The sequence below is a fragment of the Bradyrhizobium sp. JR4.3 genome (assembly GCF_040547695.1).
Lineage (GTDB): Bacteria > Pseudomonadota > Alphaproteobacteria > Rhizobiales > Xanthobacteraceae > Bradyrhizobium > Bradyrhizobium canariense.
In genome coordinates this window covers 492,955-515,725 of sequence record NZ_JBEPQF010000003.1, presented here as the reverse complement: position 1 = coordinate 515,725, position 22,771 = coordinate 492,955, and the positions used below count along the sequence as shown (strand labels likewise).

At 64.5% G+C, this 22,771-nt stretch carries 27 protein-coding genes; 13 read left to right on the top strand and 14 right to left on the bottom strand.

What is annotated here, in order from left to right:
• Window positions 1-121 precede the first annotated feature (121 nt).
• Window positions 122-370, bottom strand: coding sequence for a hypothetical protein (locus ABIB91_RS08510; RefSeq protein WP_007591786.1), 249 nt, complete (start codon window positions 368-370; stop codon window positions 122-124).
• 203 nt (window positions 371-573) lie between these two features.
• Here ABIB91_RS08510 and ABIB91_RS08505 point away from each other — a divergent pair, with 203 nt between their 5' ends.
• Complete coding sequence (locus ABIB91_RS08505) at window positions 574-1,044, top strand: cupin domain-containing protein (RefSeq protein WP_354167392.1); 471 nt, start codon at window positions 574-576, stop codon at window positions 1,042-1,044.
• Between the two features lie 15 nt (window positions 1,045-1,059).
• Here ABIB91_RS08505 and ABIB91_RS08500 read toward each other — a convergent pair whose 3' ends face one another.
• The gene (locus ABIB91_RS08500) at window positions 1,060-1,623 is read right to left on the bottom strand and encodes a TetR/AcrR family transcriptional regulator (protein ID WP_007591783.1); all 564 of its coding nucleotides are present in this window, start codon (window positions 1,621-1,623) and stop codon (window positions 1,060-1,062) included.
• A 101-nt stretch (window positions 1,624-1,724) separates the two neighbouring features.
• Between ABIB91_RS08500 and ABIB91_RS08495 the strand changes: the two genes are divergently transcribed.
• Window positions 1,725-2,096 (top strand): nuclear transport factor 2 family protein, encoded by a 372-nt coding sequence (locus tag ABIB91_RS08495; RefSeq protein ID WP_354167395.1) that lies wholly within the window; start codon window positions 1,725-1,727, stop codon window positions 2,094-2,096.
• Between the two features lie 46 nt (window positions 2,097-2,142).
• On the opposite strand, the gene ABIB91_RS08490 is transcribed toward ABIB91_RS08495, so the two are convergent.
• Window positions 2,143-3,105 carry an alpha/beta hydrolase gene (locus ABIB91_RS08490; protein ID WP_354167398.1) on the bottom strand — a complete coding sequence of 321 codons (963 nt, stop codon included), beginning with the start codon at window positions 3,103-3,105 and terminating at the stop codon, window positions 2,143-2,145.
• Window positions 3,106-3,238: 133 nt separating this feature from the next.
• Between ABIB91_RS08490 and ABIB91_RS08485 the strand changes: the two genes are divergently transcribed.
• Together ABIB91_RS08485 and ABIB91_RS08480 are read left to right on the top strand one after the other, a co-directional pair.
• Complete coding sequence (locus tag ABIB91_RS08485; protein ID WP_354167401.1) at window positions 3,239-3,916, top strand: nitroreductase; 678 nt, start codon at window positions 3,239-3,241, stop codon at window positions 3,914-3,916.
• 132 nt (window positions 3,917-4,048) lie between these two features.
• A complete protein-coding gene (locus tag ABIB91_RS08480; RefSeq protein WP_007591770.1) occupies window positions 4,049-4,252 on the top strand; it encodes a hypothetical protein in 204 nt (67 codons plus the stop codon).
• 26 nt (window positions 4,253-4,278) lie between these two features.
• Here ABIB91_RS08480 and ABIB91_RS08475 read toward each other — a convergent pair whose 3' ends face one another.
• The 3 genes from ABIB91_RS08475 to ABIB91_RS08465 are packed head-to-tail and all read right to left on the bottom strand — an operon-like array spanning window position 4,279 to window position 6,871.
• Window positions 4,279-5,400, bottom strand: a complete 1,122-nt coding sequence (locus ABIB91_RS08475; protein ID WP_354167404.1) for an HD-GYP domain-containing protein — start codon at window positions 5,398-5,400, stop codon at window positions 4,279-4,281.
• A 47-nt stretch (window positions 5,401-5,447) separates the two neighbouring features.
• The gene (locus ABIB91_RS08470; protein WP_007591767.1) at window positions 5,448-5,768 is read right to left on the bottom strand and encodes a PilZ domain-containing protein; all 321 of its coding nucleotides are present in this window, start codon (window positions 5,766-5,768) and stop codon (window positions 5,448-5,450) included.
• Window positions 5,765-6,871: a DUF2336 domain-containing protein gene (locus tag ABIB91_RS08465; protein WP_354167407.1), complete on the bottom strand. Its 1,107-nt coding sequence runs from the start codon at window positions 6,869-6,871 to the stop codon at window positions 5,765-5,767. The genes ABIB91_RS08470 and ABIB91_RS08465 overlap by 4 nt, the downstream gene beginning before the upstream one ends.
• A gap of 302 nt (window positions 6,872-7,173) precedes the next feature.
• On the opposite strand from ABIB91_RS08465, the gene ABIB91_RS08460 reads away from it, so the two are divergent.
• Together ABIB91_RS08460 and ABIB91_RS08455 are read left to right on the top strand one after the other, a co-directional pair.
• Window positions 7,174-8,121: an AraC family transcriptional regulator gene (locus ABIB91_RS08460; protein ID WP_354167410.1), complete on the top strand. Its 948-nt coding sequence runs from the start codon at window positions 7,174-7,176 to the stop codon at window positions 8,119-8,121.
• A gap of 50 nt (window positions 8,122-8,171) precedes the next feature.
• Complete coding sequence (locus ABIB91_RS08455; protein ID WP_354167413.1) at window positions 8,172-8,762, top strand: NADPH-dependent FMN reductase; 591 nt, start codon at window positions 8,172-8,174, stop codon at window positions 8,760-8,762.
• 110 nt (window positions 8,763-8,872) lie between these two features.
• Here ABIB91_RS08455 and ABIB91_RS08450 read toward each other — a convergent pair whose 3' ends face one another.
• Window positions 8,873-10,954: a methyl-accepting chemotaxis protein gene (locus ABIB91_RS08450; protein ID WP_354167416.1), complete on the bottom strand. Its 2,082-nt coding sequence runs from the start codon at window positions 10,952-10,954 to the stop codon at window positions 8,873-8,875.
• An 87-nt stretch (window positions 10,955-11,041) separates the two neighbouring features.
• On the bottom strand, window positions 11,042-11,482 hold the full coding sequence (locus ABIB91_RS08445; protein WP_007591762.1) for a DUF1810 domain-containing protein: 441 nt from the start codon (window positions 11,480-11,482) through the stop codon (window positions 11,042-11,044).
• A 221-nt stretch (window positions 11,483-11,703) separates the two neighbouring features.
• On the opposite strand from ABIB91_RS08445, the gene ABIB91_RS08440 reads away from it, so the two are divergent.
• The 3 genes from ABIB91_RS08440 to ABIB91_RS08430 all read left to right on the top strand — a co-directional run bounded on the left by ABIB91_RS08440 (window position 11,704) and on the right by ABIB91_RS08430 (window position 14,253).
• Window positions 11,704-12,654: a DUF2778 domain-containing protein gene (locus tag ABIB91_RS08440; protein ID WP_354167419.1), complete on the top strand. Its 951-nt coding sequence runs from the start codon at window positions 11,704-11,706 to the stop codon at window positions 12,652-12,654.
• Between the two features lie 95 nt (window positions 12,655-12,749).
• A complete protein-coding gene (locus ABIB91_RS08435; protein ID WP_007609546.1) occupies window positions 12,750-13,007 on the top strand; it encodes a hypothetical protein in 258 nt (85 codons plus the stop codon).
• 154 nt (window positions 13,008-13,161) lie between these two features.
• The gene (locus ABIB91_RS08430; RefSeq protein WP_354167423.1) at window positions 13,162-14,253 is read left to right on the top strand and encodes a TRAP transporter substrate-binding protein; all 1,092 of its coding nucleotides are present in this window, start codon (window positions 13,162-13,164) and stop codon (window positions 14,251-14,253) included.
• 122 nt (window positions 14,254-14,375) lie between these two features.
• Here the strand turns inward: ABIB91_RS08430 and ABIB91_RS08425 are convergent, their stop codons facing one another.
• From ABIB91_RS08425 to ABIB91_RS08400, 6 genes are all read right to left on the bottom strand, one after another.
• Window positions 14,376-15,158: an ABC transporter ATP-binding protein gene (locus ABIB91_RS08425; RefSeq protein ID WP_354167426.1), complete on the bottom strand. Its 783-nt coding sequence runs from the start codon at window positions 15,156-15,158 to the stop codon at window positions 14,376-14,378.
• The gene (locus tag ABIB91_RS08420; protein ID WP_354167429.1) at window positions 15,146-16,201 is read right to left on the bottom strand and encodes a dihydrodipicolinate synthase family protein; all 1,056 of its coding nucleotides are present in this window, start codon (window positions 16,199-16,201) and stop codon (window positions 15,146-15,148) included. Before ABIB91_RS08420 ends, ABIB91_RS08425 begins: the two co-directional genes overlap by 13 nt.
• A gap of 6 nt (window positions 16,202-16,207) precedes the next feature.
• Complete coding sequence (locus ABIB91_RS08415; RefSeq protein ID WP_354167432.1) at window positions 16,208-17,029, bottom strand: GNAT family N-acetyltransferase; 822 nt, start codon at window positions 17,027-17,029, stop codon at window positions 16,208-16,210.
• On the bottom strand, window positions 17,016-18,053 hold the full coding sequence (locus tag ABIB91_RS08410) for an NAD-dependent epimerase/dehydratase family protein (RefSeq protein ID WP_007591746.1): 1,038 nt from the start codon (window positions 18,051-18,053) through the stop codon (window positions 17,016-17,018). The genes ABIB91_RS08415 and ABIB91_RS08410 overlap by 14 nt, the downstream gene beginning before the upstream one ends.
• 31 nt (window positions 18,054-18,084) lie before the next feature.
• Window positions 18,085-18,855 (bottom strand): ABC transporter permease, encoded by a 771-nt coding sequence (locus ABIB91_RS08405; protein WP_035994923.1) that lies wholly within the window; start codon window positions 18,853-18,855, stop codon window positions 18,085-18,087.
• Window positions 18,856-18,939: 84 nt separating this feature from the next.
• Window positions 18,940-19,587, bottom strand: coding sequence for a TetR/AcrR family transcriptional regulator (locus tag ABIB91_RS08400; protein WP_007591743.1), 648 nt, complete (start codon window positions 19,585-19,587; stop codon window positions 18,940-18,942).
• A 101-nt stretch (window positions 19,588-19,688) separates the two neighbouring features.
• On the opposite strand from ABIB91_RS08400, the gene ABIB91_RS08395 reads away from it, so the two are divergent.
• The 4 genes from ABIB91_RS08395 (at window position 19,689) to minE (ending at window position 22,752) form a co-directional block, all read left to right on the top strand.
• Window positions 19,689-20,705, top strand: a complete 1,017-nt coding sequence (locus ABIB91_RS08395) for an ABC transporter substrate-binding protein (RefSeq protein ID WP_354167437.1) — start codon at window positions 19,689-19,691, stop codon at window positions 20,703-20,705.
• Between the two features lie 235 nt (window positions 20,706-20,940).
• A complete protein-coding gene (gene minC, locus ABIB91_RS08390; protein WP_007591741.1) occupies window positions 20,941-21,639 on the top strand; it encodes a septum site-determining protein MinC in 699 nt (232 codons plus the stop codon).
• 19 nt (window positions 21,640-21,658) lie between these two features.
• On the top strand, window positions 21,659-22,474 hold the full coding sequence (minD, locus tag ABIB91_RS08385; protein ID WP_007591740.1) for a septum site-determining protein MinD: 816 nt from the start codon (window positions 21,659-21,661) through the stop codon (window positions 22,472-22,474).
• Complete coding sequence (gene minE, locus ABIB91_RS08380) at window positions 22,471-22,752, top strand: cell division topological specificity factor MinE (RefSeq protein ID WP_007591739.1); 282 nt, start codon at window positions 22,471-22,473, stop codon at window positions 22,750-22,752. The genes minD and minE overlap by 4 nt, the downstream gene beginning before the upstream one ends.
• The last annotated feature ends 19 nt before the right edge of the window (window positions 22,753-22,771 follow it).

Genomic DNA, 22,771 nt, shown 5'->3' with positions numbered 1-22,771 from the left:
CGGATGATTTGGTCTGGAGGCCGGCACACGCAAACACACACGCGAATGGCCGGGACAAGCCCGGCCATGTGGCAGTTCGTCTGGCGATTGCTCGCTAAAGCAGCAGCGAATTCGCGGCGCCTTACGCGCCCATCTCGCACTTCTTCATAAAGCTGTTCTTGGCGGCGCCGGCGAGCGGCTTGCCCTCGGCGCTGACGGCCTTGGGCGCGCAGGCTTCGGCTTTGCACTTCTTCATGAACGAGGTCTTGGCGGCGCCAGCCAGGGCCTTGCCGTCCTTGCCGACGGCCTTGCTTTCGCAGGTGTCCTCCGCGAAGGCCGAACCCGCTGCAAACGTGGCAACGATCGCCGCCAGGAAAATCCGCTTCATCATGATTGTCTCCCTAAACCAGAAATGGCGCGCGGATTGGAGCCGGGAATCGTGGCGCAATCAAGCTGGATGAGCGGCCGCCGTCCGGTCTTCCTGGCGATTTTTCGACCGCGGGTTCGACGGGGCTCACGGTCTGCTGCACTGCTCGCTGACCGGGACGGGCGATCCTGCTAGCTTCGGGCGAGTTTAGCCGAAGGGAGATCGTGATGGAGACCCTGATTGCGAACATGCCGGATGCCGCTTCTGACCGGCATTCTCACCTGGTTCGGCCGCAAGACATGGAATGGCAGAAGACGCGCTTTCCCGGCTGCGAGGCCAAGACGCTGCTGTTCGATCGCAGCAGCGGTCTGATGACGGCCTTGATGCGCTTTGCGCCGGGATCGGTGCTGCCCGATCACGAGCATGTCGGCGTCGAGCAGAGTTATGTCATAGAGGGCGCTCTCGTCGACAACGAGGGGCCGGCCAAGGGGATCGCCTGCAAGGCCGGCGAATTCATCTGGCGCGAGGCGGGCAGCCGGCATGCCGCCTGGTGCCCGGAGGGCGCCCTGATCCTGGCGATCTTCCAGGTGCCGAACAAGTTCTTCGAAGCCGACGGCCGCGTCGTCGATGCCGCCGGTCAGGATTGGGACCAGACGTGGGGGCACACCAACGCGCAACGGGCGGGAAGGCCGCGATAGGCGGCTCTTCGCAGCTCAACTGCCGTCATCGATGCTTCTGACGAGCATGGTGACCTGAACGGCGATCAGCCGCCGCATCTCCTTGCCGTTCCTGGCGGTTTCGCGCAGTCCCCGCATGCCGAACACCAGGCATCGCGCCAGCACCTCCGGCTCGATCGCTATCCCGGCGGCCTTCACCTGATCGCGGATGAGGTCGGCGACCAGACACTGGAAGTTGTCGTAGACCTTCCGAACTGCGGGGAAGCGGAGGTCGAACAGATCTGCCGAATCGGGATGCGCCTCGATCAGGTCGAAGCCATGCGATCCCCAGGATTTACAGGCGTGGAGCAGCTTGGCGTGAAGGCCGTCGAGGCGCGCGATTGCGGCCCTGATCTCCCGATGCTTCTGCTCGTCCATTCGCTGGATCACCGCCGCGAACACGGCATCCTTGTCGGGGAAGAGCAAATAGAGCGCCGGCCGCGACATTCCCGCCTTGGCGGCGACGTCGCCCATCGTCGTGCGGGCATGGCCGTAGCGGGAGAAGACCTCCGTTGCAGCCTCGACGGCAAGCGCCTCTTTCGAAATGCTGGAACGAGCCATGAGCCTCACAAGGTTGGAACTGAACGTCGAGTCATATTGACAAAGTATCAATAATTGTCAATTTGACGGAAGCGGCGTGAGGCCACGAGAGGTTCTGCGAGATGAACGATGAAGCGCGATTGAAGATCTGGAACACCTATCAGGCGGCGTGGGGACCCATCGATGACGACGAGCGGCGTCGGCTGCTTGAGCAAAGCGTGGCCGCGGACTGCGTGTATACCGATCCGGGCTCGCAGATTAAGGGACGCGACGCCTTGATGGCGCGCATCGGTCAAACCCAGCTCAAGTTTCCCGGCGCGCATTTCAGGAATGACAGCTTCCTCGAGCACCATGATCAGGGGCTTTTTCGCTGGACGATGTACGACGGCGCCGGTCGCGTGTTCGTCACGGGCGAGAGTTTTGGCCGCTTCGGCGACGATGGCCGCCTCGTTCAGGCGACGGGCTTCTTCGAGGTGCCCGCAGCCAAAGCCTGAGCGCTGGCCGGCGCGGCAGCCGATCCTGCCGCTCCGGGCGTCGCCCTCAGGCGCCGCGCGCGAGAAGCGCCTTGAAGTCCGCGCGTGCGCGCTGTGCTTCGGCTCGCGCCACCGCGGAGGCGTCGCCGAGGCCGAAATAGCCGTGGATCAGGCCGGGGCCTTCATGATGCTTCACCGGCACGCCGGCGGCTTCCAGCGCGCGTGCATAGGCTGTGCCCTCGTCGCGGAGGGGATCGAACCAGGCGGTGGTGACGATCGCGGGCGCGACGCCGGCGAGCGAGGCCGCGCGTAGCGGCGAAACGCGCCAGTCGGTGGCATGCGAGGGATCGGCGAGATAATGGCCGCAGAACCACTCCATCACGGCGCGCGAGAGGAAGTAGCCTTCGGCATTCTCGGCGCGCGAGGGGAAGCGTGCGTTCTCGCGCGCGTCCGCATAACTGCCGAGGACATCGGTCACGGGATAGACCAGGAGTTGTGCGGCGAGCTTGATGCCGGCGTCGCGGCAGGCGATCGCGCTGGTGGCGGCGAGATTGCCGCCGGCGCTGTCGCCGGCAACGCCGAGGCGTTTTGCATCGCCGCCAAATTCCGCGACGCGGCCAAACACGTCGCTCACCGCGGCAAAGGCGTCCTCGAACGCGCCGGGAAAGCGCGTTTCGGGCGGGCGACGGTAGTCGACGGAGACGACGACCGCGCCGGTCTCGATCGCAAGGTTGCGTGCCTGCCGGTCGTGAGTCTCGAGGTCGCCCGCGACCCAGCCGCCGCCATGGAAAAACACCACGGTCGGCGCCGGCGTGGTGCCGACCCGGTAGATACGTGCATCGAGCGGTCCGGCGCCGCCTTTCACCTTGATATCCGCGACGATGTCCACCGGCGGCGGCGCTATGGCCGCGCGTGAGGCAGCCAGTGCGCGCAAGGAATCGCGTGCGCTCTGTGGCGTCATCGTCGTGGCATCGCGCATCGGCAGCAGCGGAATGATCTGGGCGATGACGGGATCGAGCGGTGCGGCCATATTGGGATCCTCACAGGGTTCTTGGTCTTGCTTGCGGGTTAGCATAGATATGGCGCGCCGCATCGGCAACGGCTCGCAGTTGCCATGCCGGGGTTTGCGATGCCATGGGATGAACGGGCAGGGAGGTCTTGAGGTGGAATTCGAAACGCTGGTCCAGTCGCGCCGCAGCGTGCGCGGCTTCAGGAACGAGCCGGTGCCGCGCGCGGTGATCGAGGCGATCATCGACAGTGCCAAACGTGCGCCGTCGTCGATGAACACCCAGCCTTGGCGTGTCCACGTGCTCACAGGCGGGCCGCTGGAACAGCTGCGCCGACGCAACATGGAGGAAATGGTTGGCGGCGCCAAAGTCAAGCGCGACATCGTCAGCCATGGCGAATACCAGGGCGTGCACCGGACGCGGCAAGTCGACGTCGCCAAGAAACTGTTCGGCGCGATGGGGATCGCGCGCGACGACAAGCCGATGCGGCAGGACTGGGTGCTGCGCGGCTTCCGCCAGTTCGACGCGCCGGTCTCGCTGGTCTTGACCTATGACCGCGTGCTCGATCCCGGCGCGGTCTGCCATTTCGATCTGGGCGCGCTCTGCTACGGCATCGTGCTCGCGGCCTGGGACCGCGGTCTCGGTTCGGTGATCAACGGGCAGGGCATCATGCGTTCCGACATCGTGCGCGAGGTCGCGAACATTCCGGAGGACGAGGTGATCATGACCTGCGTCGCGATGGGCTATCCCGACGACAACTTTGCCGCGAACGCCGTTCGCTCCGATCGCGAGGGCAACGACGATTTCGTGCGTTACGTCGGATTCGCCGAGTAGCGCAGGCAGAGGAGATTATTCTCTCGCCGAATTTTTTTGGTGCGGACCGCTTGGCGGCCTCTTGCATTCTCGATCGTGCGGGAGGAACAATGTGCGGACTGAAAGGTTTGATGCTGGCGCGAGGGAATTGACATGCGGCGGCTCGCTAGCCTGGTTCGACGGTTCTTCGGCCCGCGAGTGCGGCGTCCGATCGATGATGATCCAAGTCTTCCTTTCACCCCCGAAGAGTTCGGCCGGATGATCCGCAGCGGCCGGCACGAGGACATGAAGCTGCTGGCCGAAGGGCTGGCCTGCCGGACCGTTCCGCGCCGCACCAGACACCGCGCCGCGCACTAGGCTGGGGTCGAGACGGGTTGCTGCGCTCATCTCGTGAGTGCGACCTGTCTGAACGCGGTCAGCAGTGCCTTTTCCAGCTTTCCACTCATTCCGCAGAGAATGTTATAAGCCTCTGCCCGCGGCATCGTTGGCTTGTAGTGCCGGTGCTCGATCAGGGCAGCGTAGATGTCCGAGATCGTCAGGATGCGCACGATATCGCCGATGTTCCCGGCGCAGAGCGCATCCGGGTAGCCGCTGCCGTCGAGAAATTCGTGATGATGCCGCACGGCATCGAGGATCTCCGGCGAGATATTGTCGTGGTCTTTCAGAAAATCGTAGCCCGCCACCGGGTGCGTCTCGATTGTGGCACGTTCCTCCGGATCGAGACGGCCGGGCTTGTCGAGGATGGCAAGCGGGATCCGGGCCTTGCCGATGTCGTGGAACATGGCCGCCGTGTATAGCCGCTCCAGGTCTGACCTGCCGACGCCAAGGCTCAGGCCGAAATCGATGGCGACGCCGGTGACGAGGAGGCAATGCTGATAGGTCCCCTCGTGATGGCGCCGCACCGTCGTGAGCCATTCCGACAGGCCATGCTGGGTGATGCGATCGGCGATCTGGCGGCCGGCTTCCCTGGCGCCGCTGACGTCAATCGGCTGCCCCGATGTCGCCGAGGCAAACATCGACGCGATGGCAATCGCCGCGGTCTCGACGGCGTTGTCCGGCTGCGGCGCGTGACCTGAGGAAGCAGGCGCCTCTTCGGCGGGATCAACCAGCGCTGCCAGCAGCTTGATCTTGTCGATCGTCCCGGGAAGGACGAGCGTGGCTCCGAGCGCGTAGGCCTGCGAGATACTCATGTGAGAGGAGTGCTCGACCAGGAAGATGCGCTTGGTTGCCTTCGCGAGCTTTAAGGCTCGTCTCTTGATGGCCGCAATGGTGTGGACGTCACGCAATTCCGCACGGATGACGATCGCGAACGGTACCTGGGACAGCTTGGCTTCCGCGTCGAGCCGTTCGCCTGCGACGGCAAACTGCTGCTCGAGCATCGAACAGACGCTCGACAATTTGTCTGAAGAATCAGCCAGCACATGCACGAACGGGCGTGCCGCTTCCTTCTCTCGGATGCCGCCGTCGCCCTTGACGGGGCGGGATATAATTCGCGCGTTCTGCACGGTTGACCTGAATTATGCTGAGTGGATGGGCTGATGAATCCTTGGGCCTATTTGCTCTGAGCGGCAGTCTGCGCGGCGGCTGCCGGTTTCCTCTTGCCGTCTGCGGTGACGAAGTGCACGCCGGCGGTGGTGCCGTCGATCCAGACCAATTCGCAGCGCCGGTAGGCGAGCCCCGTCGACGACAGCAGCAGGAAGAATTCCTTGGCCCGCAGAACGTCGAGCGTGCCCTCGACTTCGATCTTCGCACCGCTTTGCGATATGTCGAGCAGAACGCAGCTGCGCCGCCACGTGCCGTCCGAGCCCATCAGATTGACCGGCTGCTTGTGATCCATTTTCACGCGCTGCGCTTTGCGACCGTCGAACTTCATCGGCTAACCCCCATCTTCGCGCCGCGATTTGCCGGATCGCTCGTGTTGGCGCTTGCCGCTATTTCCCCCCATCGCACTGTCCATTGGCTGGTGGACAGAAGCAGCGTCTCGAAGATCCGTTGCGCGCGCTCGCGCCCGGCATAGGAGAGCCTTTTCCCGCTGCGGTTGCTCAGGATGGTAAGGGTGGTCTGCCAGTTCAGCCGCGAGGCCCGGCACGCCATGACCAGCCCCTCGCAATCGTCGTCGCTCACGACACGCTCGATGATTTCGAGCGGCGCCCCAGAAAGCACCGACAGCGCCGTGAATAGGTTGGCCGTCTCGCCGCGGATCGCAAAACGGTTCACCGTGGAATCGTTGAGCTTGCCGATGCGGTTGAGGACGACAATCTCCGGCCTCGCGCTGGCGTAGTCGGCCCTGCAAGGCCGCTTTGGCGGAGCCGGCTCCGTTTCCGGCACCGGCGACGCGGCGAGCGGGTTGGGCGTGGCCGGTGCCTTCCGGGCTGGTGGGGCGGAGAGCAGCTTGCGCACGACCAGGTCGGGCGTGCCGGGCCGGAGCACCAGCGCCTTCGCGATCTCGCCGTCCTGGTCGGCCATGGCAATCAGCGCTGCATAGGCTGCGTCGGAGAATTTCGTTCCCGGGTTCTTGATCAGGGCAAGGCAGATCGGGCCGCCGTGCTTGATCAACGCCTCGGTCACGGCCGGCGCGATGTCGCTGCGGGCGGCGATTGCGCGTCGATGCCACTCGCCACGGGAGTCAATGACAGCCTCGAGATCTGCCGCGGAAAGTGCGCGCGACTTGAGCAACACAGGACATGCCACGTCCGGATTATCGTGCGAGGCGAGACGCCACAATGTTTCGGGAGGCGCGATGTCAAGCTCGGCGAGCGCCGTGCTGAGCTGAACCAGTGCGCTGGTCTCGACCCGTTCCGTCAATCGCAGCAGAACACCGTCGACCACGTTGACGAGCAATTCCCGGCACTGGCCGCGGCTACCAGTGAGCAACTGCACCATGCCGGAGAGAATGCGTGCGCAACGCTCCGCCGGGCACGTTGCGACCGTCTCTTCCAATTCAGCGAGAATATCAGCAGGCGAATTTGCCATCATGGCAGGGGCCTGACCTAAAATTAATTTGGACTATCGAACTGCTTCTATTCCGCTCGACAAACGTTAATTTGAAATTTGGATTTTGCTCGTCTAGGTATATGTGCACCGCTGGCCACACGGGAAACGCTATCGAAAATTGGCGAGATTTGATGCGCCGGCTTGTCCTTGGACTTCGACGCTCGCCAACTGGTCAACATAGTTCGAAGTGATTCTTTCAGACTTAAGGGACACCGGAACGGGGAAGTTGGGCCGGCATCGTCGCCGGAGGCGCGTGTGTTGCGACGCGAAGTTTCACATTTGCCATGAACAGAACTGATGATGCGCCCACGCTAGCGCCGAAGGTATTTCGTTTCACCGACGTCGATGAATTTCGAAGTGCCATACGAGGCCTGAACTTCGAGTTCACGCCTTTCGTACGGAGGATTTCGGCCGAGCAGACCATTCTGTCGCTGCCCGGCTGCGACGTGAATTTGACGCGGGCATTTCCGCGGGTCGTCGACGCACAGCTCGTCGAGAATTGTACCGCGATCGGATTCACGATGGACGATTTGGACGTGCCGGTTCGATTCAACGGCACGCAGCGCACACGACCCGTCATCGTCATCGGCAGCGGCGGCGCGGCTTACACCACCATCGAGGAAGTGCCGCGGCAAATCGGCTCGGTGGTGTTCAGGCCGGAGGTGACGGATCGCGGCTGGCCACAAGCAGCCCTCTGCTTCAACATCTTCGAAACGACCGCCGCGGGCTTGAACCGGCTCCGCGGTGTGGTTCGGGAGGTGCTGGCAGCCGCTTCGGAGCCGGTCGATGCACCCGACGTGCCGCTGAAGGCTGCCGCCATGAGGGAGACCTTGCTCGGCGCTGTGGACGCAATTTTCGAAAGCATCGTTCCTGCGCGATGGACCCTGCGCCCCAATGACGAGCGGAAATTCAAGGTCTTTCAGGACATCCGCGCGCTGCTTTCCGACGACCTCTCGCAGCCCATCTACAGCGACGAGATCGCGCGCACGCTCGGCTTGTCCGTTCGCACCATGCACGACGTCGTCCGCCGCTATCGCGGCATGAGCCTGCACCGCTACTTGCGCCTGCGGCGGCTGTGGCTGGTGCGCCAGCGGCTGCTCGCCGGTGCCGACAGCGTCAAGGCCGTCGCGCTGGCGTTCGGCTTCTGGCATCTCGGTGACTTCTCCAGAAGCTATCGCGACCAGTTCGGCGAGACACCGTCGCAAACGCTCGAGCACGGACGGCGAACCTAGCGCGTCAAAACGTTGAGGCCGGCCTGCTGATCCGTGCTATACTACCGGCCATGAGCAATCGCATCCTCGTCCTCTACGGTTCCTACCGTTCCGACCGCATGGGCATACGCCTTGCGAATTTCGTCGTCGATCGCCTGCGCGGTCGCGGCGACGACGTCGTGTTCATCGACGCCAAGGCGATCGGCCTGCCGATGCTCGATCGTATGTACAAGGAATATCCCAAGGGCTCCGCCCCTGAGGCGCTGGAGAAGCTGGCCGGAGAGATCCGCGGCGCCGATGGCTTTGTCTTCGTCACCGGCGAGTACAATTGGGGCATCCAGCCGGGCCTGAAAAATCTCACCGACCACTTCCTCGAGGAGTGGTTCTGGCGTCCGGCCGCGATCGTGAGCTACTCGGCCGGCCGCCTGTCCGGCGCGCGTGCCTCGACCGCCTGGCACGGCACGCTGTCGGAGATGGGCATGGTGGTGGTGTCGAGCACCATCGGCGTCGGCCCGATCGCACAGACGCTATCGGAGGCGGGCGAGCCGATCGGCGAGGGCGGCAAGGCGCTCGAACGCTCGTTCCCGCGCTTCGCCGACGATCTCGCGTGGTGGATCGAGGCCGCCAAGGCGCAGCGGGCGCGCAAGGCGCCGCCTTATTGACGGTCCCGTAGCCCGGATGGAACGCAGCGCAATCCGCGGCCGACGTAGTTTGCGGCACGATTCCCGGATTACGCTGCGCTCCATCCGGGCTACGAAGCTGCGCGCCGCGCTTACGCCGACCTGACCTCGCCGAGGAAGCGGTCGAACTGTCCGGCGAGATCGCGCGACTGGGTCGAGAGTTGTTCGGCTGCGCCCAGCACCTCTCTTGCGGCCGTGCCGGTATCGTCAGCGGCGCGCTGCACGCCTGATATGTTGGTGTTGACCTCCTGGGTGCCGCGCGCGGCCTCCTGGACGCTGCGGGCGATCTCCTTGGTCGCCGAGCCCTGTTCCTCGATCGCGGCCGCGATCGCGGTGCCGATCTGGTCGATTTCGCCGATGACGTCGGCGACGTTGCGGATCGCGGTCACGGTCTCGTCGCTCGCGGCCTGGATCGCTGAAATTTGCTCGGAGATTTCGGTGGTGGCCTTGGCGGTCTGGCCCGCAAGCGATTTCACCTCGGCAGCAACCACCGCAAAGCCGCGGCCGGCGTCGCCGGCGCGGGCAGCCTCGATGGTCGCGTTGAGCGCCAGCAAATTGGTCTGCTCGGCGATGCTCTGGATCAGCGTGACGACGTCGCCGATCTTCTGCGCGCCCTCGGCCAGCGCACGGGCGGTGTCGCCGGTGCGGCGGGCGTTGTCGACGGCGCGGGCGGCGATCTCGGTGGATTGGGCCACTTGACGGCCGATCTCCGAGATCGAAGAGGTCAGCTCTTCGGTGGCGCTCGCAACAGTCTGCACGTTGCTCGATGTCTGCTGTGAGGCGGCGGCGACGACCGCGGCCTGGCTGTTGGTCTGGGCTGCCGTCGAGGTCATCGACTGCGCCGTGCTTTCCATGGTGGAGGACGCGCGCGACAGTCCGCCGACGAGCTCGGTGACCTTGGCTTCGAACGCGCGGGTGATCCCGTCGAGCGCCTGTGCGCGGCGCATCTTGCCGTCGTTCTCGGCCTGCTTCTCCGCCGCGAGGCTGTCGGCCCGGATCATGTTGTCCTTGAAGACCCGGACGGCCGCGGCCATCGCGCCGATTTCGTCGGAACGTTCGGCGCCGGGAATCTCTTCCGCGACCTCGCCGTCGGCAAGCCGCGACATCCGCGTTGTCAGATTGACGATCGGGGCGCAGACGCGGCGGCGGACCGTGACGATGAGGCCGGCGCTGGCGATCAGCACGGCGAGAAGGCCCGCGAGAGCGATGGTGAAGCTGGTGTGGGCCGCAGTGGAGGCACCGGCGAGAATGTGCTCGGCGTTGTCGTAGAAGGCGTCGCGGACCTCGATGATGGTGCCGAGGCCGCGCTGCGTGGCGGTGTAATAGGTGTCCATGTCGTGTTCGTACTTGCCGCTGACCGCACCCTCCTTCACCAGCTTGAGCTCGCGGCCGAACTCTTCGATGTAGATCGCGTTGAATTTCTCCAGTGCGGCGGCGATGTTCGCCGGCGTTGCGGGATTGCCGCGCAGCTCCAGCAGCGACATCACGATCTGATCGTTGCGGCCCTGCGAGCGGCTGATCTCGGCCTTCTCGGTATCGGTCGCTGGTTTCTTGCCCCCGACGAGGTTCTTGTGCAGGCTGGAGTTGAAGCCGCCGACGTCGCGCAACGTCATCGCGATGTTGGCGTAGCTGGCCTGCCGGTAGGCGTCGCCGTTGAGGATCGCCATGCGGCGGACCTGCTCGTTGAGCAGCGCAGTCACGCTGGCGTTGAGCACGGCGTTGTCGGCGACGATCTTCTTGGCGGCGTCCTTGCGCGCCTCAGGCGGGCCCGACATCGCCTTGTCGATGGCCTCGCGCAGCGACGTGAATTTCGAATTGATGGCGTCGATGTTGCCGCCGGTGGTGTTGCCGTCGTCGAACGGGCCCGGCAGGTCCTTGCGCAGCGCGTTCATCCTGTCGCGGGCGGCATCGGTCTGCTTGCGCAGCTTGTCCTGTTCGGCCAGCAGCGCCGGGTCGACGGCGGGAGGGCCATAGAGGATGTTGGTGGAAAAGCCGCGCTCGGGATTGAGGTAGCGCGGGATGTCGCTGACGGCGCGGACGATCGCCAGCCGCCCCTGGGCTTCGGTGATTCGCTCCATCGTCTGGTATTTCGTTACGGCGACGTAGACGGCGAGGCCGCCGCCCACGGTCGAGAGCGAGACGATCGCGGTGGTCAGGAGCGTACCGATTTTCATGAGTCTGTCCGGCAACTGGCGCGGGAAATAATTTGCACGGACAATAGGCAGGCGATGTTAATCCCGGGTTTACGCTGGTGGCCGCGGTCACTTGGGCTGTCGGTCGAGGACCGCGAGGATATCGAGCGTTGCCTGATCGCGCTTGCCCGAAAAATACCGGGCGAGCGCCTGGTCGAAAACGGGTTCGTCGGACACCGCGTCGAACAGCGTCATCGACGAGCGGAATTTGGCATCATCGGGCGCGCCGAGGATCGCGTTGATGGTCCGGCCTTCGACGGCAAGCACGAGGCGGGTGCATTCGATCAGGCGCGGACCGAGGATGGGGTGGGCGAGATAGGCCTTGGCCTCCGCGCGGGAGGCGATGGCGTAGCGCTGCGACATGGCGCTGAAGCCGAGGCCGGCGACCTGCGGGAAGACGAACCACATCCAGTGGCTCTGCTTTCGGCCCCGGGTCAGCTCCCCCTGAACGTCGCCATAGACCGGGTCCTGGGCCCGGACAAAGCGTTCTAGATCGAACGGATCGGTCATAAGATACCTTGGGATACCCCGGAATGGCTTGCCGGAGCCTTGCCAGACGCCCGCCGGCCCCGATTATGCCTAACTTTTGGCTCCCAATGTGGTAGCTGGTATAGAGTCTCCGGGTGGGGGTGGGTCCCCCGGGGGTCGATTTTGGGGAGCTGATGGTTTCCGACCGGGCACAAGCCGAGAGGCTATTGTCGCGCCGCCGTATTGGGCGAGCCGAGACGATATTGCTGTCTCTGGCCGCCGTCGCGCTGGCACTGGGCGCTGCCGCCTGGGTCGCGGATATCGGCGGTTCGGCCTCGCTGGTCACCGCCGCACTGCCGCCGGCCAATGCCCCTTCGTTCGATGATCGTTTCGCTTCGGCATCTGGCAATCCGCCCGCCCGCGAGCTTGGCCTGCGGGCGCTGGAGCGCTCCGCGGTGAGCGCAGTCCAGCTCAAATTGCGCGATGCCAAGGCGATGCTTGCGCAGAAGCTCCAGGGCGACGACTGGCGCTCGACCCTGACCGACGACGACCGGCATATGTCCGAGGAGACGAGACAATCGCAGCGTGCTGACGCCATCCCGATGCCGCGCTCGCGCCCGCCCCAGGCCGACATCTCCGCCCAGATCGCCTCGAGCCAGGCTTATGCCGAGACCAACCCCAGGGTCGACAACCGCAACTTCTTCGAAAAATTCACCGACAAGATCAAGCTGGCCTCGCTGACGCCCGACAGCGGCCTGTTCGGCAAGGCGCCGGATCTCGCCGCGCTCGGTTACGATTCGCGCACCGCGGTCTACGACATCTCGGCCAAGGCGCTTTACCTGCCGAGCGGCCTCGCGCTGGAAGCGCATTCCGGGATGGGCGCGCTGATGGACGACCCGGAGCACGTCGACCAGCGCATGGTTGGCGCGACCCCGCCCGCGACCTACGACCTGAAGCCCCGCGAAAAACTGTTTCACGGCGTCCGCGCACTGCGCTTGACTCCCACCGAGGGCACCAGCGCGCTCGGCCGCGTCGGCCTGCTCACCCACAATTACATGCTCGGGCCCCGTGGCGACTCCAACGGCTGCGTGTCGATCAAGGACTACGATCGTTTTATGAAGGCCTACGATAACGGTGAGTTCAACCGTCTGGTCGTGGTGCCGAAGTTGAGCCCATCGGCGACCGCCTCGCAGCGCGCGAGCACCGAGTCCTGATATCTGCTCCTGATATTTGCCTGCCACGGCGGGGCTGCCGTTTTCCCTTCGTTAAGCCGTCATCGTGCAGAAGCAGCCCATGAGTGATCCGCAAAGTGAGTGATCCGCAAAGTTCCGAGACCCCGCTGCGCACGACGTTCAAGATCAAACTGAACGGCGACACGCTGGCGATTGCGACCGTCGGCCAGGCCTATCAATTCCTCACCAACTTCAAATCGGTCGAGTGGATGGAATTCCGCTCGCTGCATGAAGACGCGGTCGCAGCGCTCGAAGGCGCCGCCGAGAACGCCATGCTCGTGGTGCAGGCGACCAACGCCGTGCGCGCGCTGTTCGTGAGCGCCAAGCTGCTCTGAGAGTGACGCGGTAGATACTTGGGGGATCCCGGGATTGCGCTGCGCTCCATCCGGGCTACCGCTCACAACTTGAACTCCGCTATAGGAACGGCAATAGCTCGCGAAGATCGCGCTCAAGCCGAGACGTTGAAACATAATTCAGGGAGAGACCATCATGAAACGCCGTACGTTCCTCAAGGGCGGCGCCGTGGCCGGCGCGACGACGCTGGTTGCTGCACCTGCGATCGCGCAAGGCGCGCCCGAGATCAAGTGGCGCCTGACCTCCAGCTTCCCGAAATCGCTGGACACCATCTACGGCACTGCGCAGACCTTTGCGAAATATGTTGCCGACGCCACCGATAACAAATTCCAGATCCAGACCTTTGCGGCCGGCGAGCTCGTCCCGGGCCTGCAGGCGCTCGATGCCGTCAGCACAGCCTCTGTCGACATGGCTCAGACCCCGCTCTATTTCTACATCGGCAAGGAGCCGGCGCTGGCCTACGCGACCGGTGCGCCGTTCGGCATGAACCATCGTCATCAGGAGTCCTGGTGGCATTTCGGCGGCGGCGCCGACCTCACCAACGAGGCGCTGAAGCCATTCAAGGCGCACGCCATCCTCTGCGGCAATTCCGGCACCCAGATGGGCGGCTGGTTCCGCAAGGAGATCAAGACGGTCGACGATCTCAAGGGTCTCAAATTCCGCATCGCCGGCATGGGCGGTCATGTGCTGGCGCGGCTCGGCGTGGTCCCGCAACAGATCGCGGGCGGCGACATTTATCCGGCGCTGGAAAAGGGCACGATCGACGCGGTCGAATTCGTCGGACCCTATGACGACGAAAAGCTCGGCTTCCAGAAGGTCGCAAAATACTACTACTTCCCCGGCTGGTGGGAAGGCGGCGCCATGCTGCACATGATCGTCAACGACGAGAAGTGGGCGTCGCTGCCGAAGCAGTACCAGGCGATCGTCAACCAGGCCGCGTCGGCTGCGGGCGCCTGGATGCTCGAGAAATACGACAGCGTGAATCCGGCGGCGCTGAAGCGGCTGATCGCCAATGGCGCGGAGCTGAAGGCGTTTCCGCAGCCGGTGCTGGAGGCCTGCTACGCCGCGACCCAGGAGCATCTGAACGAGCTCGCCACCAAGAGCGACCTGTTCAAGCGCACCAAGGAAAGCCACGACGCCTATATGAAGGAGCTGCTGTTCTACACGCAGATCGCGGAGAATTTTTACGATAATTATCTGCTCGGCAAGATGCGCAACAAGACCTGATCGCGCAAACTCCCGTAGGGTGGGCAAAGGCGCACTTGCGCCGTGCCCACCACTGCTTGCATGACTCGCCATGGTGGGCACGCTTCGCTTTGCCCACCCTACAGCATCTATCGTGCGGTGAATTAAGCCGCGCCCAGACCCAGCTTCTCGTAAATGCGCCTTGCATAGGCGCCGAACGCGTCCGTCGTCTTGAGCGGCAGAGCCCGCGGGAAGGGCAGGTCGATCGGAAAATAATCGGCCATCTTTGCCGGGCCGGCGGTCAGCACGGCGCAGTGCGAGGACAGGAACACGGCTTCCTGAATCGAGTGCGTGATGAAGATGATGGTCTTGCCGCTCTCGCGCCAGATCCGCAGCATCTCCAGATTCATCTGCTCGCGCGTCAGCGCGTCCAGCGCGCCGAACGGCTCGTCCATCAGGATCAGTTTCGGGTCGTGAATGAAGGCGCGCGCGATCGCGGTACGCTGCTGCATGCCGCCGGACAGCTCTCGCGGATATTTCTGCTCGTAGCCGGCAAGACCCACCAGATTGAGCAGATCGCGCGCCCGTTCGCGCGCGGCCCTCATGGGAAGGCCGACGATCTCCGCCGGCAGCAACACATTGTCCAGGATCGTCCGCCATTTCAGCAGCAGCGCCTGCTGGAATACCATGCCGATGTCGCGGGTCGGATCGAACGGGCTTTTGGCATTGCCGATCTTCACCGTGCCGCCGTCGGCGCCGTGCAGGCCGGCCAAGATCTTCATCACTGTGGTCTTGCCGCAGCCGGACGGGCCGACCAGCGAGACAAGCTCACCCTCCTGCACGTCCATGGTGACGTCGGACACCGCCAGGAATTCGGCGCCGCCGCTACGATAGACCTTGCGGACGCCTTGCAGGCTGATGAAGGGGTTTGAGCTCATGCCAGCCATTTGTTCAAGTTTGCGGCCACGAAGGCGTCGTCGCTGAGATCTGAATGCTCGCGAGTGACGCGGTCGATCTCGTCCTTCTGGCCGGGACTCATGCCCTCGTTCGGATCGAGGCACCACAAGCCCTGCATCAGGCCCTGCCGTCGCAGCACCTCATGGCAGCCGGCGATGCAACCGTGAAAATCGTTGGCGACGTCGAAGAACGCGCTGTTGCAATCGGTGACGCGGGCATCGAGCGCGAGCAAATCGGCCGGGACGCTGTCCTTGTGCCGTGCCGCCTTGCAGCGCTCGAATTGCTTGATCGCGCTCGCCGTCCAGACCGACCAATGGCCGAGCAGACCCCCCTTGAAGTAGGTCCGCGTGGTGATGCCGTTGTCGCGGAGGTCGAACGGCAGCATCAAATCGAGCAGGATGTGGTCGTCATTGCCGGTATAGAGCGCAACGCGGTCGAGCGCGCCAGCCGCCGCGACGCCGCGCAGAACATCAAGGGTCCTGTAGCGGTTGAACGGCGCGATCTTGATCGCGATGACATTGTCGATCGCGGCAAAGCGCTGCCAGAACCGGCTCGACAGGACCACGCCGCCGACTGCCGGCTGAAGATAGAAGCCGACCAGCGGAATCTCGGCCGCGACCGCTGTGCAATGCGCGATGATTTCGTCTTCGGACGCGCTCTTCATCGCAGCGAGACTGAGGAGCCCTGCGTGGTAGCCGATGTCGCGCGCGGTGAGGGCTTCAGCGGTGGCCTGCTGGGTCGGGCCGGCAAGGCCCGCGACCAGCGCCAGCGGACGCTTGGTCCAGTCCGCCGCCGTCTCGGCAGCGAGCTCCAGCACGGGACGATAGAGGCCGACATCGCGGATCGCAAACTGCGTGGTGTGCACGCCGACCGCAACGCCGCCGGAGCCGGCGTCGACGTAATAGCGCGTCAGCGCCCGCTGATGCTGTTTGTCGAGCTGGCGTTCGGCGGTGAGCGCGAGGGGATGCGCCGGCAGCACGGTGCCGTCGGCGATCAGCTTGCGGATCTCGCTGTTGATCTGGCTGTGGTGCATGATGTCCTATCCGAATTCAGGGCCGGCGACGGCGAATGGCATGTCCTCACCCGTGGCTATGGCGGGTCCGAACCGCATGCGCTGGAACGGCCGTTCGATGCTCCAGCCCGACGCGGTCAATCCGTCAGGGAACGCGGCTTGCGACGCGACGGCGTCGAGCAGCAGCGGCCCGGTTTCCGATCGTGCGATGGCATCCACCAGGGTCAGCGCTGCTGCCGTGTTGTCGGCAAATAGCGGGCCGATATGGCGCGCGGTGCGTCCGTCGCGAACCAGCGCGATGGCTCCGTTCGCGGAGACGATGCGTGAGCCGGGACGCCGAGCGAAGTTGGAGAGCAGGGCGGTTCGACCGAAACCAGTGGCGCGCCGGTCACGCATGCGGAGCGCGTCGAGCGTCGCGGATGAAGGTGCCTGCCCGGACGTTGACGCGGGTTTCACCAGTTTGAGGCGGCGCAATTGCAGGGTCGGCGTGAACCCGAGCGGCCCATAGACGGCAGCACCATCCGGCGTTGCGTCGAGCCAGCTCGTCAGGCCGTTCCTGCGGGCGGTTTCCAGGCAGGCATCGACGAGGCGCGTTGCAAGGCCGCGGCGGCGATGGGTGCCTGATACCAGCACCATGCTGATCCAGGCATTTTTGCTGGAGTAGGGCAGCAGGGCCGCGGTTGCCACCAGCCGTCTGCCGTCACGGATGCCGAACACGATTCCATCGTGCAGGAAGATGCGCCAGTCCTCCTCGGTCTGGTTCCAGCGTGCTTCCGTCGACAGCACGAGCCCGGCGATCGCATCGTCGACGCCGAGCTTGATGATGGCCGGCTCGTCAGTAGCGTCCATCGCGCACCTCGTATTTGGTGGGCTTGCCGAGGCTCGGCATGGCGCGGGACACCCAATCCGCGGTCCAGGCGATCAGCTGCTCGGTGTCGACGACCGGCAGGCCGAACAGCTCGACGGCCTTGGACGTGTCCGTCAGCCACGCCGTCGGCTGTTCGTTTCCTGTCAGCACCGGCGCGCGGCCGAACCTGGCGCCGAATCGTGCTGCGAGGTCGCGTACCGCCAAGATCTCGTGGCCGCTGACATTGATCGGCGAGGTCGGCGTCGTGCAATGCGCGAGACAGCGCAGCGCCTGGGACGAGGCATCGCCCTGCCAGATGAAATTGACATGACCGATGCTGACGTCGATCGGCGTGCCCGTGAGCACCTTCGATGCGATGTCGTGGAGCACGCCATAGCGCATGTCGATCGCGTAATTGAGGCGGAACAGCCGCCCGGGCGTTCCGAATTTGCGCGAAAAAAACTCGAACATGCGCTCGCGGCCGACGCAGGATTGGGCGTATTCGCCGGGCGGGTTCGGCGCCATGTCCTCGCGCGAGCCTTTGCCGTCGACGGGGACGAAGGGATAGATGCAGCCGGTCGAGAACGCCACGATCCGCGACGAGGGGAAGGCCTGCGCGACCAGCGCCGGCACGTGCGCATTCATCGCCCAGGTCAGCGACAGATCGCCCTCCGCGCCGAATTTGCGGCCGGCCATGAAGACGATATTGGGCGCCTTCGGCAGCGTCTGAATCGCGGTCTCGTCCATCAGGTCGCAATTGATGGTCTCGACGCCACGCCCGTGCAGCCAGTCCTTGACGCCGGCGTCGCTGAAGCGGGCGACGCCAATGACGCGGCGATCGGGCGCTGCGGCTTTGGCAAGCCCCGCCAGCGTCGGCCCCATCTTGCCGGCGACGCCAAGGATCATGATGTCGCCCTCGACCCTGGCGAGGTCGTCGATCAATGCCTGGGTCGGCCGGCACAGGAGATCGTCGAGCGCAGCGATATCAGGGATGGTCTTCGGCAGTGTCTGGCGGGTCAGGAGCATGGTTGTGGTCCCTGGTCTTGGCTTTGACGTTTCAGGTCGGTGTTGCGTCACCGACCACGAATATGCGTTCGAGGGCGAGCACGAAGCCGTAAAGCGCGACGCCGAGCAGCGTCAGCAGCACGACGGCCATCACCATCGCGGGCGTGTCGAGCGATGACTGCACCTGGATCATGAGGTAGCCGAGCCCGCGCTCGGAGGCGATGAACTCGCCGACGATGGCGCCGGCGACCGCGAGGATGGCGCCGACTTTCATGCCGGAGAAGATGTAAGGCAGCGATCCCGGCAGCTGGATCTTGCGGAACAGCGTCCAGCGCGAGCCGCGCAGCGATTTGACCAGGTCGAGCAGATCCGGCTCGACCTCGCGCAAGCCCCGCGCGGTGGTGAGCAGGATCGGGAAGAAGCAGATGCTGAAGGCGATCAGGATGTTCGGCACGATGCCGTAGGAGAACCAGACGATGAGGAGCGGGCCGAGCGCGACCTTCGGGATCATGTTCAGCGTCACGAACAGCGGCAGCAGCACGAGGCTGATCAGCGGCGCCCAGCTGAAGATGACGGCCAGCGCCACGCCGACGAATGCGCCGAGCGCAAAGCCGCCGAGGATCTCGATCGCCGTCACCAGCGTATTGGCGCCCCAGGCGTAGCTCGCGGTTCCCAGCGTCTGGATTGTCGCGAGCGGCGAGGGCAGGATGAACTTCGGCACGTGGAAGGCATCGACCAGGACCTGCCAGAGCACGAGCACGGCGAGGTGCACGATCAGGACGATCGCAAAGCTGCGCGTATTGCGGGCGCCGTCTCCTGCCACCAGTTGCTCCCTGTTGCCAGCGGCCACCTTGCCGCTGGTCGCAAGCCTAACCGGCATCGAGGGAAGTTTCAACCAGTTGGTTGATTACGGCCGGAGCGAATGCAGCACGAGATCGGCGACGTGCCGACGGCGGGCGCGGCGCGCGGCCCGGCTCGACAGGTCCTTGCCGAAGATCGCCGAGAGCGTCGGTGTGTTGGAGAGATAAAAATAGCTGAGGCCCGCGATGGAGATATAGAGCTGGATCGGGTCGATTCCCTTGCGGAACATGCCGGCGCGGACGCCCTCGTGAAGGATGTGGGACACGCTCTTCACCAGCGGTGAATGCATCGCCTCCAGCCGCGTCGAGCCGCGGACGTGGCGGGCACCGCCGCGGTTCTCGTCGTTCAGAAGCACGATGAAATCGGGGTTCGTCGCCAGATAATCGAACGAGGCTTCGATCAGTTTCCGGATCGCCTTTTCCGGCGGCAGGCCTTCGAGATTGAGCTGGCGTTCCTGCTCGCGGATATCGGCGTAAACCCATTCGAGCACGGCGAGATAGAGCGCGTCCTTGTCGCCGAAATAATGGTAGACGAGCTGCTTGTTGACGCCGGCGCGCTCCGCGATCTCGTCGACGCGGGCGCCGGCAAAGCCGTGCCGGGCGAACTCCTCGCGCGCCGCGGTGAGCAGCTTCTTGCGTGTGGCGACCGGGTCGCGCCGCTGCGGCACGGTGTCGCCTGAACGTTTTGCGGGCATTTCCAACCAAACAGTTGACAAGTTGAGGGCGGCCTTGTTGCATTGGTATCCTCACAGGGGGAGAGCGACAAGCCGGGTCGCGGGCAACGAGGAGAGATGCGATGAAGCGTTTGCAGGCGGCGGGCTCGGCCCTGGCTGTGGCCCTGATGCTCGGATCACCAGTCGTGCCCGCGACCGCGGGCGAAGCGGTCAATCTGATCCTGAACTGGGCGCCGACGGCCGATCACTCGCCCTATTATTACGCCAAGGCGCAAGGCTGGTACGAGAAGGCGGGCATCGATCTGACCATCGAGGTCGGCAAGGGCTCCGGCGTCTCCGCCGCAAAGGTCGGCTCCGGTGGCTCGCCCTTCGGCGTCGCCGATCTCGCCACCATGCTGGTGGCGAAGAGCAAGGGCGCTGACGCTGTTGCCGTAATGAGCGTCTACGCCAACACCGGCCAGACCTTCTACTGGCTCAAGAGCTACGGCGTGAACGGGGTGAAGGATTTTGCCGGCCACAAGATCGGCAATCCGCCCGGGGACGCCTCGCGCGTGATGTGGCCGGCTTTCGCCAAGGCTGCAGGGCTTGCACCCGACTCCGTCGGCTTCGTCAATGTCGGGCCGACGGCGAAGATCGCCGCGCTCAAGAGCCATACCGTCGACATCATCAGCGACTTCTACAACGAGCACGATTTGAAGGTGATCGAATTCGGAAGCGATCTCGGCTACGTCAACTGGAAGGACATCGGGCTCAATCCTTACGGCAATTCGCTGATCGTCAACGGCGGCTATCTGCAGAAGAATCCCAAGCTGGTCGAGGAGTTCGTGCGCGTCACGCAAAAGGCGTTCGCGACTTGCGTCGCCGACGCCGCGCCCTGCCTGAAGGCGTTGCTCGATCAGGTCTCCGGTCTCGACAAGGAGAACCAGGAGCGCCAGTGGGAGCGCATCAAGTTCCTGATGACGGACGAATTCACGACGACGAAGGCGCTCGGCTGGATCGACGGCGAGCGCATGAAGAAGGACTACGAGCTGGTCCAGACCTATCTCGGCATGGAGAAGCCGTTCGACGTCACGACGGCGTTCACGACCAAGATGCTCGACCCCGCCATCAAGATGGACGCGAGCAAGGTGAAGAAGTAGGGGGCGAAGAGCCGTCGCGCCGCCCCACACACCGGTGTCGTGCCCCGCGAAAGCGGGGCATCCAGTACGCCGCGGCCTGTCGATTAACCCACAACCGTCTCGGAGTACTGGATCGCCCGCTTTCGCGGGCGATGACAGTTGGGACGGGCACGTAACCCCACGGAGAAATTAACCGGCCATTAACCATATCGGCGGCATCGTTAACCATTCAATAACAGGGAACGAGTCGGCCGCTATGGAGGCTGCAGTAAAACCTCAACGCCAAATGGTTCGCCTGCGCGGGCGCTCCTATGTGGCCTTCGTGTTCGTGCCGACGGTTCCCATCCAGGACTGGCTGCAGGAGATCGACACCACCATCGCGCGCTCGCCGGGCTTCTTTGCCGGCCGCCCCGTGGTGATCGACCTGTCCTCGGTCGATCTCAGCCAGTCCGGCATCGGCCATCTGCTCACCAGCCTTCAGGACCGCAACATCCGCGTGCTCGGGATCGAGGGCGTGGAGGAGGGCCGGCTGACCCCCATGATGCCGCCGCTGCTTTCGGGCGGGCGGAGCTGCGTCATCGAACCGAGCGCTCCCAAGAAGGTTGAGGCGAAGGTCGAGACCAAGCCGACCTCCTTGCTGCTCGAAAGCCCCGTTCGGTCGGGCCAGACTGTGATCTTCCCCGAAGGCGACGTCACCATTCTCGGCTCGGTCGGCTCCGGCGCCGAGGTCGTCGCCGGCGGCTCCATTCACATCTACGGCGCGCTGCGCGGCCGCGCCATGGCGGGCGTGAACGGTCACACGAGCGCACGCATCTATTGTCAGAAGATCGAAGCCGAACTGCTTGCAATCGATGGCTTTTACCAGACAGCCGACGATATCGACGCGGCCCTGCGCGGCAAGCCGGCTCAGGCCTGGCTCCAGGGCAACACCATGCGAATTACTGCGCTGAACTGACCAGAAGGAGATTTCAGAGATGGCCAAGGTACTGGTCGTGACGTCAGGCAAGGGGGGCGTTGGCAAGACCACGACGACCGCCGCACTGGGGGCTGCGCTCGCGCAACGCGGCGAAAAGGTCGTGGTCGTCGATTTCGACGTCGGCTTGCGCAACCTTGACCTCGTGATGGGAGCCGAACGCCGCGTCGTGTTCGATCTCATCAACGTGGTGCAGGGCGTCGCAAAGCTGCCGCAGGCCCTGATCAAGGACAAGCGGTTGGAGAACCTCTGGCTGCTGCCGGCCTCGCAAACCCGCGACAAGGACGCGCTGACCGAAGAGGGCGTGGGCAAGGTCATCGACGATCTGCGCAGCCGTTTCGACTGGGTGATCTGCGACAGCCCGGCCGGCATCGAACGCGGCGCCTCCATGGCGATGCGCTTTGCTGACGAAGCCGTGATCGTCACCAATCCCGAAGTCTCCTCGGTGCGCGATTCCGATCGCATCATCGGCATGCTCGATTCCAAGACGGTGCGGGCCGAGAAGGGCGAACGGGTCGAGAAGCACATCCTCATCACCCGCTATGATCCCTCGCGCGCCGCGCGCGGCGAGATGCTGACGATCGAGGACATCCTCGAAATCCTCGCGACGCCCTTGCTCGGCATCATCCCCGAGAGCCAGGACGTGCTGCGCGCCTCCAATGTCGGCACGCCCGTGACGCTGTCGAACGCGGAAGGCGCACCGGCGCGGGCCTATATCGACGCCGCCCGCCGGCTGTGCGGCGACACCGTGCCGATGCAGGTGCCGACCGAGCGCAAGGGCTTCATGGACCGCCTGCTGCGACGGAGGGCCGCATGAGCATGGGTCTGCTTCGGCTTCTCCGCGGCAACAAGGCCTCTGCACCCGTCGCACGCGAACGGTTGCAGATCCTGCTTGCCCATGAACGCGGACTGCGCGGCCAGCCCGACCTGCTCGGTGTGCTGCGTGAGGAAATCCTCGCGGTCGTTTCCAGGCACGTCACGCTGGACCCGACCAAGGTCATCGTCCGGCTCGATCGCGGCGACGAGGTCTCGACCCTCGAGGTCGATATCGAGGTGCCCAACGATTTCGAGCGCAAGCGCGCGGCGGCCGGCTAGGGACCTCGGCCGCGACGCT

Bases quoted from the DNA above. Each gene is read 5' to 3' on its own strand.
- ABIB91_RS08490 (WP_354167398.1), bottom strand. From the start codon at position 3,105: ATGGCCGCACCGCTCGATCCCGTCATCGCCCAGATCATTCCGCTGCTG.
- ABIB91_RS08505 (WP_354167392.1), top strand. From the start codon at position 574: ATGGAGACCCTGATTGCGAACATGCCGGATGCCGCTTCTGACCGGCAT.
- minC (WP_007591741.1), top strand. From the start codon at position 20,941: ATGGAGGCTGCAGTAAAACCTCAACGCCAAATGGTTCGCCTGCGCGGG.
- ABIB91_RS08465 (WP_354167407.1), bottom strand. From the start codon at position 6,871: ATGATGGCAAATTCGCCTGCTGATATTCTCGCTGAATTGGAAGAGACG.
- ABIB91_RS08410 (WP_007591746.1), bottom strand. From the start codon at position 18,053: ATGCTCCTGACCCGCCAGACACTGCCGAAGACCATCCCTGATATCGCT.
- ABIB91_RS08400 (WP_007591743.1), bottom strand. From the start codon at position 19,587: ATGCCCGCAAAACGTTCAGGCGACACCGTGCCGCAGCGGCGCGACCCG.
- ABIB91_RS08480 (WP_007591770.1), top strand. From the start codon at position 4,049: ATGCGGCGGCTCGCTAGCCTGGTTCGACGGTTCTTCGGCCCGCGAGTG.
- ABIB91_RS08500 (WP_007591783.1), bottom strand. From the start codon at position 1,623: ATGGCTCGTTCCAGCATTTCGAAAGAGGCGCTTGCCGTCGAGGCTGCA.
- ABIB91_RS08450 (WP_354167416.1), bottom strand. From the start codon at position 10,954: ATGAAAATCGGTACGCTCCTGACCACCGCGATCGTCTCGCTCTCGACC.
- ABIB91_RS08495 (WP_354167395.1), top strand. From the start codon at position 1,725: ATGAACGATGAAGCGCGATTGAAGATCTGGAACACCTATCAGGCGGCG.
- minD (WP_007591740.1), top strand. From the start codon at position 21,659: ATGGCCAAGGTACTGGTCGTGACGTCAGGCAAGGGGGGCGTTGGCAAG.
- minE (WP_007591739.1), top strand. From the start codon at position 22,471: ATGAGCATGGGTCTGCTTCGGCTTCTCCGCGGCAACAAGGCCTCTGCA.
- ABIB91_RS08425 (WP_354167426.1), bottom strand. From the start codon at position 15,158: ATGGCTGGCATGAGCTCAAACCCCTTCATCAGCCTGCAAGGCGTCCGC.
- ABIB91_RS08415 (WP_354167432.1), bottom strand. From the start codon at position 17,029: ATGGACGCTACTGACGAGCCGGCCATCATCAAGCTCGGCGTCGACGAT.
- ABIB91_RS08430 (WP_354167423.1), top strand. From the start codon at position 13,162: ATGAAACGCCGTACGTTCCTCAAGGGCGGCGCCGTGGCCGGCGCGACG.
- ABIB91_RS08470 (WP_007591767.1), bottom strand. From the start codon at position 5,768: ATGAAGTTCGACGGTCGCAAAGCGCAGCGCGTGAAAATGGATCACAAG.
- ABIB91_RS08460 (WP_354167410.1), top strand. From the start codon at position 7,174: ATGAACAGAACTGATGATGCGCCCACGCTAGCGCCGAAGGTATTTCGT.
- ABIB91_RS08455 (WP_354167413.1), top strand. From the start codon at position 8,172: ATGAGCAATCGCATCCTCGTCCTCTACGGTTCCTACCGTTCCGACCGC.
- ABIB91_RS08395 (WP_354167437.1), top strand. From the start codon at position 19,689: ATGAAGCGTTTGCAGGCGGCGGGCTCGGCCCTGGCTGTGGCCCTGATG.
- ABIB91_RS08510 (WP_007591786.1), bottom strand. From the start codon at position 370: ATGATGAAGCGGATTTTCCTGGCGGCGATCGTTGCCACGTTTGCAGCG.
- ABIB91_RS08420 (WP_354167429.1), bottom strand. From the start codon at position 16,201: ATGCACCACAGCCAGATCAACAGCGAGATCCGCAAGCTGATCGCCGAC.
- ABIB91_RS08445 (WP_007591762.1), bottom strand. From the start codon at position 11,482: ATGACCGATCCGTTCGATCTAGAACGCTTTGTCCGGGCCCAGGACCCG.